The organism is Acidobacteriota bacterium (assembly GCA_009691245.1).
Taxonomy (GTDB): Bacteria; Acidobacteriota; Terriglobia; order 2-12-FULL-54-10; family 2-12-FULL-54-10; genus SHUM01.
This window is the reverse complement of sequence record SHUM01000029.1, coordinates 24,473-40,506: the sequence shown is the minus strand read 5'-3', so window position 1 is coordinate 40,506 and position 16,034 is coordinate 24,473. Positions and strand designations below refer to the sequence as shown.

Genomic DNA, 16,034 nt, shown 5'->3' with positions numbered 1-16,034 from the left:
GGACCCATTCTTGCGCCAATCAATCATTTTTTGGCAAATGATACCGCGGCGAGAGCGATTCACCCGAACGGTGATTGTAACATGGCAACCGGCGCTGACTGCAAGATGCGGAGACGCTGCCAGGCAAAATTACTCAAGATGATTGTTATACCTAAGGAACCAAAAAGCGGGAGACAGCAATCTTAATGTGGCAGCAACTCTAAGGTTTCAGTTCACTCGTAGGGACCGAGTTTACATATTGCTCAATGGCGGATTGTGTGAGTTCTGAAACTGTGGAGAACTCCAGGCCCATGAATACGCCGGGAACGATGTGGGCGACCCGCGCTTCTGCTTGAATCCGCGTGGCATGGCCGGGCAGGAAAAACGACACAGCCAGCACCTTGTCTTCGCTGCTCTGCTTTTCACTGCGAATCAGCAAACCAGTGACGCTAATGTTTTCCGCCTTACCCTGATAGACATCAAATCCATCCCGACACTCGATGGAAGCGCCCAGCGCAACTCGGCGGGCTTTGCGCTGCTCAGGTCCCGACCAATCACCCACTCGAACGGCGCACATGGTTTGATTACTCTCCGGTTCGGCAATTGCCGAATCCCGATTTTACTGCTTCTTGCGAGATAGTGAGCGGTAATACTCTTCAACCAGTGAGCGATACTTTTCCGGCACCCGCTCCTGCCCGCTAAGCCGTACCGCTTCGGGCTCCCCCATCTGCATTTCGCGGCGCAGGCGCAGCTCCAGTTCCTTCCATTTATCGGTCAACTCGCTGCGTAGACGGTCCAGCTCCGCCGGATCGCCAGGGAAGTTGCCCGCGTCCAGATTCTGCATGGAGCGGATCAGGTCCATCACCATTTTGCCAAACTCCGTATCATTACCCATCAGTTCGCGCAGCTCGCCGGCCTCGCGCGAAAGCTCGCCGAATTGACGATCCATCTGCCGCATCTGCTCGGGAGTATACTGGCCCGGATAAAACCCGCCGGGATTGTAGGACTCGCCAACATTTCCGCCCGCGAAGGATCCCGCGCGACCATCGCCTCGACCGCCGCCTATCTGACCGGGGTTACGCTGGCCAGACATCTGACCCTGACCATCACTCATTTGGCCATTGCCACCCTGACTACCCTGACTGCCCCCCTGTCCCTGTCCCTGGCCCTGGCCTTGCCCTTGTCCCTGTTGGCCGGACTGGCCCGGTTGTTGGCCCTGACCTTGTTGGCCTGGTTGCTGGCCTTGGTTGCCGGGTTGATTACCATTTTGATTTCCGCCGCGCTGGCCCTGCTGTTGTCCGGATTGTTGACCGGGCTGTTGACCCTGCCCCTGTTGGCCGGGTTGCTGGCCACCCTGTCCGGGCCGCTCCCCGGGAGGTTGACCGCCCATTGCTTCGAGACCCTGGCGAACGCGCTCCGCCGTTTCCAGCGCACGCGCCAGCTTGTCGCCTTCGCTCGCGCCGTCCTGCTGCGTGGCGCGCTGCGCGCCATCGAGACGGCGCGCTAATTCATCCAGATTCCCGCTCAACTCATCTTCCACCGGCGCAGCCGCTGGCCACAATCCGCGTTGAGAGAGATACGCGCCCTGCCGAATTTTGTCGCTGAGCCGCTCTTCCTGCATGTGCGAAGACGCTCCACGAAGTTGCTCGGACGTCTCGCGCTGACTGCCAGCCATGCGGCCGGCGGCGGCGTTGATGTCACGCTCCAGTTGCCGCAATTGCTCCAGCAGTTGAATCTTATCGTTGATGGTCTCCGACAGCGCCTGCCGCTCCTCCGGCCCCGGCGAGCGATTCTCGCCACGGGCGGCCATGCGCCGCGTCTCTTCAGCGATCCCTTGCTGGAGGTTGGCGATATCCTTGGCGCGATTGGACATTTCGCTCAGGCGCTGACCCTCCATGCTGCTACGCTGTCCAGCCAGCGCGTTGCTCGCCTCGCGCAGACGCTCCAGCGCTCGCTCGCGTTCGCTGCCGCCCCGTTCGCCGCCCTGCTGATTGCGCGCGTTCTGCTGATCGCCCTGCTGACCAGATTGTTGGCTCTGCTGCTGACCTTGCTGGCCTCGACTCTGCTGGTTCTGCTGATTCTGACTATTCTGCTGCTGCCCGCCCTGGCCCGATTGTCCGCCTGGCTGACCTTGTTGTCCGGCCTGCTGCATGTCGCGCGCGGCCTGCGAGAGTGAGCGACTAGCCTGCTGCATCTGCGAAGAGTTCGACTGACGCGAGAGCTGCTCCAGCTTTCGCGCCAGCTCCTCCGTCTCGCGGCGCAGCATCTCCTGCTCCCAGCGATTGGCCGAGCGCATCGAGTCCTTCTGATTCTCCTGCTCGCGGCGCGCGATCTCCTGTTGACGGCGGGCAAGCTCCTGCAGCTTGCGCATGATCTCGTCCATCTCCTGACCGGGCATGGCTCCGCCCGCGCCTCCTGCGGCCATTTGCTGTAGCGTCTCGTACTGATTCTTGTCGGTGTCGAGTTCCAACTGGAACAGGTCGCTCAGGTCGCGGCCCGCGCTGGCGCCGCCGCCACCGCCACCGCCCTGCTGTCCGAAGGCAACTTGAATGTCGCGATAAGTGGCCTCGGCGCGCAGCAAATACTGGAGCGCGGTTTGTTCCGGCGTGAGCGCATCCTCAAACTTCTTCCCCTTGAGCATCGCAATGGCCGGGTCCATGGACTCGACCGCTTTCTTGAGGTTTTCCGCCAGCGCGTTGAATTCCTGGTTGACACCGGTAAGCTCGCGCCGCCCGATGCGTGTTTGCAAAGTCTCGGCTTGCTCCTTCACGGTCTGCTGCACGGTCGAGAGGACTTCAGCGGCCTCGGCTAGTTGGTCGGCGCGCTGCTTGTCTTTGCCGCGCAGCACATTCCACGTGGCGGAGATCACTTCTTTCTGGCGCTCGGAAAGGAAACTATCTTCCTGCCCGCCGCCTCCACCGCCACCACCGCCGCCCTGCTGGCTTTGCGTGTAGTTGCGCTCAAAGGGACGCACCTGCAGGAAGAACATATCCGTCGGGGTGGCGTTTCCGGCGGCGTCTTTCGCTTCGGCATAGTAGGAGATCAGGTCGCCGGGTTGCAGCGTATAATTCTCCAGCGCGATCAGGTGAGATTCAGTTACCTGCTGCGTCTTTCCATTCTTCACTAGCGCGACGGTCTTCTTTTCTTTGCCGTTCACGATGTATTGCAGGTCGAGGTTAGAGAGCCTCACGTCGTCCTGCGCCTCGAAGTTAATAATGACTTCCTCGACCGGAGTCGGCTTCAGATCCTTGCCAGGACGGACCAGGCGCACCGTGGGCGCCATGTCGTTGACGGCCTGCATCAGATATTCTTCGCTGGCCCGCGCTTCGCGGCTCTGCGGGTCTTGCAGACGCACGTGATAGAGAGCGTCCTTGGATAGCTTGAAGACGGCCTGCAATTGTTTCTCGCCCGTCTTCTTCAATTCAATGGCGGAGTTGTCATCCAGCACCAGCCTTCCGCCGGGCGCGGGCGTGTCGGTGTGGACGGTGAGTGTGATCTCCGTGCCCTTCAGCGCGATGATGTCGCCGCCAGCCTGCTCGGTAACGTCCTCCATGCCGGCGTAGGGCGGATAGTGAAACTTCACTTCCAGGCGATCTACGCGCGGCACGGCGATCACCGAGATGGTGTGCTGCGCGGTGCGCACGCCGTTGGACTCAACGTAATACTGGATCGGCTCCTGAATGTTCATCAACAAAAAATGGAATCCCGCGCCCTTGTCGCCGGGCAGCATGGAGGCTTCTTCCCAAGCGGCATTTTTGCCGTAGAGCACGTGCAACTTCATGTCGGCGGGCAGGAAGCCCTCGGCGGTGGCCAGAATTTCCTGATCCGCGTCGCGACCGACGGTAACGTCGCCGGGAGTCAGGTTAATCAGATACAGCGGATTGTTCTTGGCCTGTGCCCAGCCGATCCAGAGCGTCTTGGTCCCATAGCGAAACACGCCCGGCCCAAATAATCCTAGAAATAAAATGATGGCTACCGAGCCCAGGCCCCAAGTCAGCGGCTTCCAGATGCGTTTGGGATCGACCAGCGAGTTGGGCGGAGCAGTCGGCGTTTTGCGCATCGCTTCTTCCGCAAGGATGCTTTGGAAAATCTGTGATGAGGCATTGGTCGCGGCGTTTTGCTGCAATTCGACAGCGGTTACCAACTGATCCTTGAACTCGGGATGCTTCTCCTCGACGAAGCGGGCAATACGCGCGTCGGTGATGCGCTGCAGCAGCGGACGCACCAGAAAGTAGGCGCCGGCGGCGAGCAGCGCGGTCCACAGGAAAATGGATCCCATCGTGACTGCCGACTCCGAAAAACGCCAGTGATTCACGGCCAGAACGGTACCGACGGTGGCAACGAGGGCCACCACGCCGCAGACACCCAGGCCCTGCGCCGCCGTCTGCCATTGCAGGCGACGCCGCACATCGCCGAGGTAACCGGCGATCTGCTCGTTGGGGTGCCCACCCGTTTGCCTGGATCGCTCCGGCGGTTTTGAAAACGACTGGAAAGTCTGCATTAGATTTCCTCGCCTTCCATCGCGGGCTGGGATTCAACATTCGCCAGCACTCGCTGCTTGGTCAGGAACGGAAACGCCAAAACCATTTCGATCAGCGCTGCCGCCAGCGCCATTACCATTAGTATCCACCAAAACGACTGCTTTTTCTCAGATTCCGGGGCGCCGGTTACAGCGGCGGGACCTTGCGTGTCGGTTGCAGGAGCGAGCAGTTTGCGGTCTTCTTCCGGCAGCGGTTGCAGATCGGACTCCGACGGGTCAATATTGGCCGCGATCAGATGCTTCTCGGCGCGTTGCGTGATCTCGTAGAATCCCGGTTGACGCAGCAGCAGGAAGTCGGCGCGGTTCTCCTGAGCAAAGGCGACTACGCGCTTGCCGTCCGGACCAATTGCGTCCCAGGCCTGCCCGGCTTGCCCGGCGCGAGCAAAGTTTTGCAGCGACAGCGTGCTGGGAATTCGATAGGCCGGCGGGTCGGAGGGATAGCCTCCGGCGTAGCGCATCATCTGATGCACGAAGGGAATGAACACGGGATGCAGCGGAAAGTCATTCCAGATATTGTCGAGCGCGGTGGCCAGCAGCAGCACACGCCCGCCCATGTATTGCCGCTCGACCAGCGCCGGATCGGCATTGGCAAAGCGCATCAATACTTTCGACTCTGGACTCCCATCGGTCTGAAGGCTTAGATACCCGTAGGCTTGCACGGCGCGCAATGATTCGCCACCGGCGTCTTCCAGATCGCGGAAGATGGCGTGGCTGCGCTCGTACTCGCCGAGCAGGATCAGGCGCTCGGCGTCGCGTGTGAGCAGGCGCTTCTGCGTGGCGTGCGCCGGCCAGAAGGCGGCGAGCTGCTGCTCCAGCTCCGGAGCGGGGAAGCGATTGCCCGCGGTGATTATGATCCCGCCGCCGCGTTGCACCAGCGCGCGCAGGCCATCAGCCAATTCGTTGGGAATGCGCGGCACGTTGCTAAGAATTACCAGCGCGTATTGATTCAGCGGATGCGTGGTGTCGTCGCCCGGAGTGCGCACTTCCAACTGCCACGGCGAATTGGCCTCGGCGGCCAACGCGTTGCGAAAATAGAACAACTCGCCTTCATCGCCCGTGTTGCGCAGGAAGAGGACTCGAAACGGCTCGCGGCGCTCCAGAGAAAACTGGAAGACATCGTCGGCGGGCAGCTCGTCGGCGGTTACGGCACGCACTTCGCCGCGATTGATTCCCTGCGGGACATCGAATGGATCGAAGCTGACCAGCGCCATTCCAGAGGCCGGCACCGTAACCGTTTTGCGCTGGATGACTTTTCCCGTGACGGAAAGGGTGAAGTCCCGCGTCGCGACCTCGGTGCCGAAGCCCCGCACTTGTGCCACCAAGCGCTCCGGGTAGCGACCGCCAAAGACCAGCGGGCGCACGCGCACGTCCGAGACCGCAAAGTTCGGCGTGGCCGCCGAGCCCACATCGACTACCTTGAACTCAGCGACGGGAGGCACGGACAACCCTTGCGCGTTGCCACCCGCGCCGGACTTCTGCAGATCGGAAATAAAAGTTACGGCCAGCGCGCGGCCGGAGTCTTCCTGAATGCGCTCAATGGCGCGGAAGGCATGTTCGTAAGAGGTGGTTCCAGCGGTGGGTTGCAATCCCGCGAGCGTGGCGCGCAACGCGGCGCGGTCGGCGGAGGGAAGATTTTGAATTTCAAAGTCGGAGGAAAACGTAACGATCTGGCCGACGTCGTTCTCACTGACATCGTCAATCACTTCGCCAGCGGCCTGCGTGGCGCGCTGCCAGCGGTCGCCGATCTGCATACTTAAGGAAGTATCGAGTAAGATGACGCGATGCCGGCTGCCGGAACCGGTCAGCAGCGACGGCGCGCCTCCCGGAAAAAATGGTCGCGCGAAAGCCAGCGCCAGCAGGACCAGCAAAGCGGTTCGCGCCGCCAGCAATGCCAAGTGCTTCAGCTTCTGCCGCGAGGCGGATTTCAAGGGCACCTTGCGCAGAAACATCAGCGAGCTGAAGGCAATGCGCTGCGCCTCTTCACTGCGGATGAGATGCACCCAGATGGGCACGGCCACCGCAAAGGCTCCCAGCAAAAACCATGGCGAAAGAAATTGCATTGTTTTAGCAGCCTCGTTAACAGAGCCGCGACCGGAAGGGAGCGGTCACGCTCGACGATTATCGGTACCCATTAAGGACCGCTCCCTTCCGGTCGCGGCTCTGTCACGCTCAGCCTCGGCGCTGTCGCGCGGACAGGTAGTGGAACAGCGCATAGTCAAGCGGGCGCGACGTGGGCACCAGCTCATAGTCAATGCGCGCGGACCGTGCATCCTGGCCAATGCGCCCGATGTGTTCCTCAATCAGCTTGCGATACTGCGGCCCGGCGTACTCTGGATTCACTTCCATGCGGTCGCCCGTCTCGAGGTCTTCCAGCAGCACCGGCTCGTCCAAATTAAATTCCAGTTCGAGCGGGTCCATCAGATGGAACAGGATCAAGTCGTTGCCGCCGAAGCGCAGACGTTGCAACGAGTCGGAGATCTTTTCCGGCTGTTCGTAGAAGTCCGAGATCAGCACGATCACGCCCCGGCGGTGCAACATGCCAGCCAGCTTGTCGAGCGCTCCCGCCAGATTAGTCGTCTGGCCCGGCTTGGCATTGTCCAGCGCGTGCAGGATGCGCGGAAGCTGACCGCGCCTCATGCGCGCGGGGATGCGCTCGCGAATCTCCGAGTCAAACAGAATCAGCCCGGTGGCGTCGCGCTGCTGGCTGGCAAAGTAGGCGAGCGAGGCGGCGAGATAACATCCGTACTCATACTTGCTGATGGCCGGCGCGTCCTCCGCCCCATTCACATTTTTGTAGTTGCCGCCGAAGCCCATCGACGCGCTGACGTCCAGCAGGATGGTCAGCTCGGTATTGGTCTCGCCGTGATACTTCTTCTGATAGTGGCGGTCGCTGCGAGCAAAGACGTTCCAGTCGATGGAGCGCGGATCGTCGCCGGGCGTGTACAGGCGGTACTCGGCGAACTCAATGGAGACGCCGGTGAAGGGCGAGCGGTGCAGTCCGGTGAGGAAGCCCTCGACCACGCTGCGCGCGACCAGTTGCAGATCGGAGATGCGGCCCAGTATGCGCGGATCAAGGAAGCGCGTCGGCCCGGTGGTGGAGCCGCCCGCAGGCCCTCCAAACCCGGCCTTGCGCGCGGCCTGCTCAACGTTTGATTGTAGATTGCCCAGGAAGCTCATGCGGCCTCAACTCGACTCGAACGCCCGGCGAACCTTGCGTGTTGCTGTCATGTTTCTTAATGAGGTTGTCATTCCGAGCGCAGCGAGGAACCTGCTGTTCACAGCGCACGATAGAACAGCAGGTTCCTCGCTGTGCTCGGAATGACGACTTCAAAAACAATCAACCGGCTTATGACAATCCGACTTCCGCGACTTCTTACGACAAGCCTGATTTCGGCACGGGCACTGCCTCGATCAGGCGGCGCACCAGCTCGTCGGTGGTGATGCCGTCGGACTCGGCGTGGAAATTAGTCAGGATGCGGTGGCGCAGAATGGGCGCGGCCAGCCGCTGGATATCCTCGACGGAAACGTTGAAGCGGCCATCGAGCACCGCGGAGGCCTTGCCGGCCAGCGTCATATATTGCGCGGCGCGCACGCTCACTCCATAGTTCACATACTTCTTCACAAAGTCGGGCGAGGAGGGGTCCGTGGGTCGCGTGGCGCGCGACAACTGCACGGCGTAGCGCGCGACGCTGTCGGCCACCGGTACTTTGCGGATTAACGCCTGAAAGAGGCGGACCTCTTCGGCGTTGGTCATCGGCTCAATCTCCACTGCCAAGCCGGAGGTGGTGGCGTTGACCACGTCCACTTCCTCCTGCTCGCTCAAATAGCCAATCACAATGTTGAACATGAAGCGGTCGAGCTGCGCTTCGGGCAGCGAGTAGGTGCCTTCCAGCTCGATGGGGTTCTGCGTCGCCAGCACCAGGAAGGGCCTGTCGAGATTATAGGTCTTGCCCAGCACTGTAACGCTGTACTCCTGCATGGCTTCGAGCAGCGCCGACTGCGTCTTGGGCGGCGTGCGATTGATCTCGTCCGCCAGCAGCACCTGCGTGAAGATGGGGCCGGGGACAAACTTCCAGACGCGGTGCCCCGTGGCCATGTCTTCTTCAATGATGTCGGTGCCGGTGATGTCGGCAGGCATCAGGTCGGGAGTGAACTGAATGCGCTTGAACATCAGGCCCAGCGCGGAGGCCACGGACTTCACCAGCAGCGTCTTGGCCAGACCGGGCAGGCCGGTGATCAGCGTGTGTCCGCCGACCAGCAGGACGACCAGAACCTGGTGCACGGCCTCGTCCTGGCCGATGACCATCTTGCGAATCTGTTTGGTGATTGACGTGCGGTATTCGTGCAACCGTGCGAGGTGCTCGCGTACATTGCTTTCGGTGATCTGTGGTGTGCTCGTCAGCGACATGCGTGGTCCGTCCCTCTCGTGTAAAAGTGCGGTGATTCAGTCAATGCTAAAGCCCATGCCCGAGCCAATGTCCAAGTAAGTTCGATGCTACTCGGCTCCGGCCAATTCTAAAAGCAATTTTTGCGCCGGGCGATACCCGGGCGCGATCTCCAGCGCGGCCAGCACCTGCTCGCGGGCTTCGGCGGTCTTCGATAATTTCATGTATGCCGTGGCAAGCTTGTAGTGCGCGGCGGCCTGGTCGGGAGGATTCAGCGCCAGCACGCCTTGAAAAGCGCGGATCGCGGTGGCATTGTCGCCTTCTTCCAAACTCCAGTCGCCCAGACTCTGATGCGACTTAATATCGTACATGGCCACCTGGAGCGAGTCTTCCACCACCTGCATGGCTTCCTTGCGACGGCCTTGCTCGTGCAGCAGATTGGCCAGCTTGCTGAAGGCCTCGGGATTGCGTCCGCGATGGCGCCGCCACTCCAGCAACTCCGCCACGGCCTTTTCTTTTTGGCCCTGCTCAATGTAGATGTCGGCCAGCAACTCGTACGCGTTGCCATCCTCTGTGTAAGGGGGCAGCATGGCCTTAGCTTCCTCGGCGATCTGGATCGCTTCCTTCAGCTTCTTCTCTTTGCGCAGCCGGGAAGCCGTGCGCAGCTTGCCGATGAAGTCCTGCGAAGTACCCTGCGCCTCTTCAAGTAGACCTTTCACGAAGGCTTGCGGATCGCCCTCTTCTTCTTCCTCACCCTCTTCTTCGCCCTCTCCGCCCGTTCCTGGAGGATGGACAAAGCGAGCCTCGATCGACTGGTCCTCCATCTTTGAGAAATCGACTGCTTTGCCGAAGTCGTAGGTTTTCTCCCGCGCATATTCCTTGAAGAGCTTGTCGAACTCTTCGAGGCTCACGCCAAGTTTTTCCTGGAATACCTGCGCGTCCGTCTTGGCCTCGCCATAGGCCCGCAGCATTTCGTTGATCTTGGCGAAACCGTGCTTGTCGATGATGTATTCACAGATCAGCCCCGACTGGAAGTAGGCGAAGACGACCTGATTGGGATACTTGGGCCGGACGAACACACCGTTCAGTTCGTTCATGGCCACCAGGCCATATTTCTGCAAGGCATGGAATGTCGTAAGGCTCAGAGGATCGCCCCAGCCCAGCTTCGAGTGCGCCTCTTCATAGACCGAGAGGCCTTCGGTGAACCAGCGCGGCACGCGGTTCTTGGTGATGCCCAGCGTGATGACGTGGGCCAGCTCATGCCATAGCGTGCTGCCCCAGTGGAACTCTCCCGTCGGTCGCGCCGAAGGTGCGTCCATCGCCACCACCGGGCCAAACGACGCGCCTAGCGCGCCTAGTCCGGGGATGCCGAGAGTACGCACGGCGAAGTCTTCATGGTCCGGGAACATCTCAAACACTACTTTTTGAGTCGGCGTGTAATTATATCTTTTTGTTATTGTTTCAAGACTTTCTTTAAGTATTGATTCCACATATGGCCGCAGCAGAGCGGACTCTTTCTGGTGCAGTCTGACGCGAAACTTGTCCGTCTCGAACGAGTCAAAGCGCGAGTAACTGTCCATCAGCCGCAGCGTGTTCACGGTCCAGATGTTGAAGCGGTCGCGCTCGTAGGCCGCCTCTAAAGTGCGTTTGGCCTCCTCTTCCTTGCCGAGGCGAAACAGGTTGATGCCCAACGCCGAGCGCGCCGCGTCGAGCCGCTCGTTCTTTTCGAGCGCACGTTTATAGTAGCCAACCGACTCCTCATACAGGCGATGCGTAACGCCGAGATCGCCGAGCAACTCGAACACTTCTCCGTAGCGCGGATTTTCTTTCAGGATGCGCGGCACCCAGGTCTGCTCCACTTCGCTGGTCTTGTCCTGAAGGAAGGCCAGCCCCGCGCGCAGCGCCCAGCTTTCGAGCGAACGAGGGTTTACCTTGTCCACTTCGTCCAGTTCTTTTGACGCCTCTTCCCATTTTTCCTCTTCCAACTTCATGCGCGCCGCCAACAGCCGCGCCTCGGCCAGATTCGGATTCACTTCCAGCAGCTTGGCGATCAGCTCGCTGCCTTTGCTACCGAACGCATCGGCAATCTGCACGCCCATGCCCACCATCGCCACGGGATGATTGGGGTTGATCTGCAACGCTTCGCCGAACAATGCCCCGGCAGCGGAGGGATTATTCTTCGCCGACATCAGTTCGCCCCAGCGCGCCTTCACTGTGGCGTTTTCGGGAAACGCCTTTTCCAGCGCCTGAAAAACTCCATTGGCGTCCTGATAGCGACTCAACTCGACCAGAGAGTCGGCAACCGTAAGCTGGTCGGCTGAGCTGGGAATGGTGCTGCGGGCGGCGCGGGCGACGACCTCTTCAAAGTCGCGGTCGGACTGGTCCCACTTGCCACGCCGCGCGGCCAACTTGCCGCGCATCCAAAGTCCGCCGATGGTAGTGGGATTGGCCACGCGCTGCTCGGCCTTCTCGTATTCTCCCACCCGCGACCAGGCCTCGGCGACCGCCACCATCACGGGTGGTTCGGCGCGGCGCGCTAGATACTCCTCGCCGCGCTCGGAGGCTTTGCGATATTCGCCTGTTGCCAGCCACGCTTCCATCAGCAGCGGCATGGACTCGGTGGGACTGGTGTTCTTCGCCAACAATGCTTCGAGCTGCTCGATGGCGGTTTTGTACTCGCCTTTTTCCACGTTCTGGCGCGCCGCTTCGAGCGGGGTCGAGGGCGGGGCAGCCTGCGTCGCGGCAGCAGGCGCGGGAGTGGTCCCCTGCGCAGGATTCACTAGAACGCGGGGAGTCTGCGCGAGGCAGGGAATCGCCAACACGCAGAGGATGGCGATCGTGGCGAACATTCCAGGCCAAAGTTTGCTTACATTGCGCAACATGTTTCTTAACTTTCTTAACCACCCACCACTTTCTTAACTACCCACCACTACAAACCGTCGTCATTCCGAGCGTAGCGAGGAACCTGCTTTGCTCCGTCACCGCGCCAACGCAAAAGCAGGTCCCTCGCGGCGCTCGCGATGACGACAACAAAACTGGAGCGTTAATAACTTACTTAGCGCCCGCGCCGGCCGCTTCTTCCAATTTGTCCAGCGCCGCCTGGGTGCGCGCCAGCTCCACCAGAAAGCCTTCCAGCTTCTTCAAATATTCCTTGGTGTCGAGCGACGCCTTAGTGTATTTCAATTGCTCGATGGCCTCCTCGATGCCGCGCTTCCTGGAGCGAATCGCACGAATTTCCGGCGTCTCCAGAGCTTCGCTCGCCTTGCCTAGCCGCCGCACGGTTACGGCCGCGGCCAGAAGACCCTGGCCATTTTCAGCGGTCGGCTCGCGGACTCCGTCGGTGTCGCCCTTGTCCTCAATAATGGCGTGCTCGGTGGCGATGCGCTTGGCAGCCTCATAGTAGCGGGTTACTTCCCGTATCGCGTAGCGATAGGCCTCCAGGGCGGAGATGGCCTCGTTCTTATCCGCATCGGCGGCGGCGTCCTGCACGCCGGCGACGAAGTAGCGTGCGAAGACGGAGAAGTTACGCTCCTGTCCGGCGGTAGTGGAGGAGATTAGCGCGCGGCCCTTGCGCCGCAGGTCATGGATGGAACCGCCGCTGGCGGAGGTCATATTAACAACGAGCTGGCGTTCGGCCTTGATGGGCGCAAGCAGCGCGGCAATTTCACCGGAGGTGAGATCGGGTCCCGGCAGATTGAACCGGTAGTCGTAGTCGTCGTGGCTGCCATGCCCGATCAGATACAGACTCAGCACATCTTGCTGACGCAGTCGCCCTGCGAGCGAGCCCATTAGCTTGGTGATCTCCGCCTTGGTCGATTCCGCGTAGGCGCCTTCCTGCTTCTTGCCCGCCAGCCAGAAGAGATTGGCATTGTTCACTCCGCTGAGGCTGGTGGTCATCCCGCTCGCGCTGAGCGTGCTGTAGAGATCTTTGCCCCAGCCGTCGATGATCTTTTCGTAATCGGCGTCACCCCCAATGCCGGATAGTATTACCGCCACGGTCTGCGGGTTGGCGGCGTCGGACGCAGCCGTTGGCGCTTGCGCGCGGGCGGTCTGAGCGGCGCCCATGGCGAAAAGCACCAGCACCGGAAACATCCGTAGCGGCCATTGAAGTCTAAACTGCCTTGAAGCTGACGCCATCGTTTTACATGCCTCAACCAATACTGGGAAAAAACCTAAAACGTCGTCATTCCGAGCGCAGCGAGGAACCTGCTTTTCCTGCCGTCACCCCAAGATCAAAAGCAGGTTCCTCGCTGCGCTCGGAATGACGACCCCATTAATTTTTCATCTCCTGTTTACTGCTACACCGTGCGCCAGCGCTTGCGCATCATCCACTCAATGCCCTTCGCCATCAATATCAGTAGGAGCCACAACGGCATGTCCCAGAGATCGCGCACTTCCGGCACCGACACTCCGGCGGGCGAATAGGTGAGCTGCTCGGGAAGCTTCCCAGCCTCCGCCAGCGGATAATACTTTCCGCCGGTCTGCTCGGCCATGCGCGACAGAAACGGCGCATTTAGTTCCGGGGAGAAATGTTCCACCACGCCGTCGGCCCGCTGGAAATATGCCGAACTGGTTCCAATCTGTTTGTCCGCTAGTTTAGCGCTTAACTCCACATTGTAGATGCCCGCCGGCGCGGCTTTCATCTCGCCATAGAAGACTCCATCCTCTTCCACCGAATGAGTCATGAGGACTTCCTGCTTCGAGCCGTCCGGGAAATTCACCGTGGCCACCGCCTCGGCGGCATTGACAGGCTCGAACTGCTCGTCATAGACATGGCCCACCAGGCGAACCGTTTCTTCATCGGCGTAGAGCGGCTTCTCCGGCATAACGCTGACGAAGCGCGGCGTTTCGGTGACCATGGAACTCAGTAACTGCCGCCAGAAGAATTCGTGCGAGTGGTCCTCCGAAGGCATCTGCATCTGCCAGCGCCAGGAACTGTCAGTGGCAAACAGCGCCGTGCGACCGCGCCCGAAATGCTCGGCGATCAGCAGCGGCACTATATCTCCGCCCTCGTTCACGCCTTCGCCCAGGACCACCGCGCCGGGCTTGGGCTTGCCTGTGGTCTGATAGTTGGCTAGCTGCGGAAGTTTGTCCCAGGCAAGCTGCGAGGCTGTATCATCGCTGGCCGTGCCGGTGTTGATCTGAATTTTCTCCATGCCACGCGCAGTCAGGCGAAACTTCGCTGGCAGGCGATGCAGCGTCGAAGTAGCTCCACGATTGTCCAGCTCCACGGGCAGCAGGTCGGCCAGCGTGGAAGCTTGATAGCCGCCGTCGGCGAAGGCCATGCGTCCGCCCAGCATTAAGAGTCCGCCGCCGCGCCTGCTGACGAATTCGTAGATGCTGCGCTGCTGCTCCGGCGAGAAGAATGATGCCTGAATGCTGCCCAGTATTAAGCCGTCATATTGAAACAGTTCCTTCATGCTGGGAATGCCGGTGGCCAGTTCCTTGGGATTCTCGATTCCCTGACGATAGAATTTGTTCTGCGAAGTACGCAGCACGCTGGCGATCTGGAAACTCTTGTCCTCCTCCATGGCGCGGCGCAGGAACTTATACTCCCAGCGCGGCTCACCTTCTATATAGAGGATCTTAGCCACGCGGTCCTGGACCTCCACCACGCGCGATTGCGCGTTGTTCTCCATGATCGGCTCGGGACCGCCAGCGGGAGAAACGACCACGGTGTACTCGCGTATGCCCTTGGTCTCAGGCGTGAAGTTGATGTTGACCGTCTCCACGGGCGAGGGGCCGAACTCCACGGTGCGGCTCTTCAAGAGGCGGTTGCCTTCGCGCAATTCCACCTTCGCTGCGCGCCCGATGTAGCCATGCTGGCGCAGAGAAACGGCAGCCGTAACCGTAGAACCGGGCAGCGCCGTGCGCGGCAGCACAATGTCGGTTACTTCAATGTCGCGCTCCATCTGAGGATTACCCACGCCCAGCGTGTAGATAGGAATCTTGCGCGCCAGCATCTCCTGCAAATTTTCCGGCGAAGGCTTGCCGGCATTTTGCGCGCCGTCGGAGACCACCACGACGCCCGCCAGCGGCAGGTGGCGCAACTCGCCATAAATCTGTCCCACGGCTTCTTCCACGCGGGAGGACTTGCCGGATGCCTGCAAGTCGGCGGCGGTAATTAGTTTGCGGGGTTGATTGGAGAAGGAGTATGTGCGGACCTGAAATTTTTCGCGCAGTTCGGCGAGCAACGCGCCATCGTCGGCAAAGGTCTGGCGAACCTGCTCGACGCGCGGGATTGTGCCTTCATCGGTGAGCGCCATGCTGGAAGAGTCATCCACCAGCACAGCCAGCACGTTGCGCTGCGGAACTAATGAGGATAACACCAGAGCCGGTCGCCACAGCAGGAGCAGCAGAATCGCCAGCGTAATCGACTGCGCGCCCCAGACCATCAGCTTGCTGGTAAGCGGGAGCCGCGACTTTTGCCGCCACAGGAAATATCCCAGCGCCGCCGCGCCGCCCAGCGCGAGGATTATCAATAGCCAAACGGGCCAGCCGGAGGCCAGCGTCACCCGCCCGCGCTCGAAGGCGATCGGCGGATATTTAAACAGAAATCGGAAGATGGCCTCGCCCATCCGTGCTCCTCAAGCGCCAGTCAAAACTTTCCCACCTAATGCTCCACCAACTTGCCGTTGGATGCAATTCTGACCGCAACGGTGGCCGCGCGCAATGCTTTTCTGCGCATCACGGCGCCACCCCGTCGCAGCCTTGCAGCCGCTTTCTTCCAATTGTCAATTATTTTGTTGAACGGCCCTCGGCAAAACGCGACTCTGTGACGCGACGGCGCGCAATTACTGCACCGGCATGTTCTGCATCAGCTCGGCATCTATTCTGCGTGGCCAGTTCTGCACCACGTTGATCTTGGTGGAAAATTCATCTAGTCGTAGCCAATGCCCGCTTCAGTTCGTGGATGTCTTCGGTGGCCGTGCGCCAGACGATCTCCAAGTCCACATCCAGATAATCGTGGATCAGGAAGTCTCTCATGCCGGTGATTCGGCGCCAGGGAAGGTTGGGATGAGCGTTCTTGAATTCCAGAGACAGTCGTTTCGACGCTTCTCAAACGTAATTTTGCATTCCAGCGCGCGCATCAAACCCCAAACCCAGGCGGCCGCAGCGTATGGTTCCAT

At 60.4% G+C, this 16,034-nt stretch carries 8 protein-coding genes and 1 pseudogene; all 9 read right to left on the bottom strand.

All coding sequences use genetic code 11. From position 1 onward, the window contains the following. Positions 1-199: 199 nt before the first annotated feature. Complete coding sequence (locus tag EXQ56_08650; GenBank protein MSO20518.1) at positions 200-556, bottom strand: PilZ domain-containing protein; 357 nt, start codon at positions 554-556, stop codon at positions 200-202. A gap of 42 nt (positions 557-598) precedes the next feature. Beyond that, a complete protein-coding gene (locus EXQ56_08645; GenBank protein MSO20517.1) occupies positions 599-4,480 on the bottom strand; it encodes a hypothetical protein in 3,882 nt (1,293 codons plus the stop codon). After that, entirely contained in the window at positions 4,480-6,579 is a 2,100-nt protein-coding gene (locus EXQ56_08640) for a VWA domain-containing protein (protein ID MSO20516.1), read from the bottom strand. The genes EXQ56_08645 and EXQ56_08640 overlap by 1 nt, the downstream gene beginning before the upstream one ends. A 109-nt stretch (positions 6,580-6,688) precedes the next feature. Further along, positions 6,689-7,696 (bottom strand): DUF58 domain-containing protein, encoded by a 1,008-nt coding sequence (locus EXQ56_08635; GenBank protein ID MSO20515.1) that lies wholly within the window; start codon positions 7,694-7,696, stop codon positions 6,689-6,691. Between the two features lie 196 nt (positions 7,697-7,892). Next, positions 7,893-8,927, bottom strand: coding sequence for a MoxR family ATPase (locus tag EXQ56_08630; protein ID MSO20514.1), 1,035 nt, complete (start codon positions 8,925-8,927; stop codon positions 7,893-7,895). Between the two features lie 87 nt (positions 8,928-9,014). Further along, positions 9,015-11,786 carry a tetratricopeptide repeat protein gene (locus EXQ56_08625; GenBank protein MSO20513.1) on the bottom strand — a complete coding sequence of 924 codons (2,772 nt, stop codon included), beginning with the start codon at positions 11,784-11,786 and terminating at the stop codon, positions 9,015-9,017. A 169-nt stretch (positions 11,787-11,955) separates the two neighbouring features. Then, complete coding sequence (locus EXQ56_08620) at positions 11,956-12,987, bottom strand: hypothetical protein (GenBank protein MSO20512.1); 1,032 nt, start codon at positions 12,985-12,987, stop codon at positions 11,956-11,958. Positions 12,988-13,202: 215 nt separating this feature from the next. Further along, the gene (locus EXQ56_08615; GenBank protein MSO20511.1) at positions 13,203-15,482 is read right to left on the bottom strand and encodes a hypothetical protein; all 2,280 of its coding nucleotides are present in this window, start codon (positions 15,480-15,482) and stop codon (positions 13,203-13,205) included. A gap of 298 nt (positions 15,483-15,780) precedes the next feature. Further along, positions 15,781-15,981, bottom strand: a pseudogene (locus tag EXQ56_08610) (DUF86 domain-containing protein). Positions 15,982-16,034 lie beyond the last annotated feature (53 nt).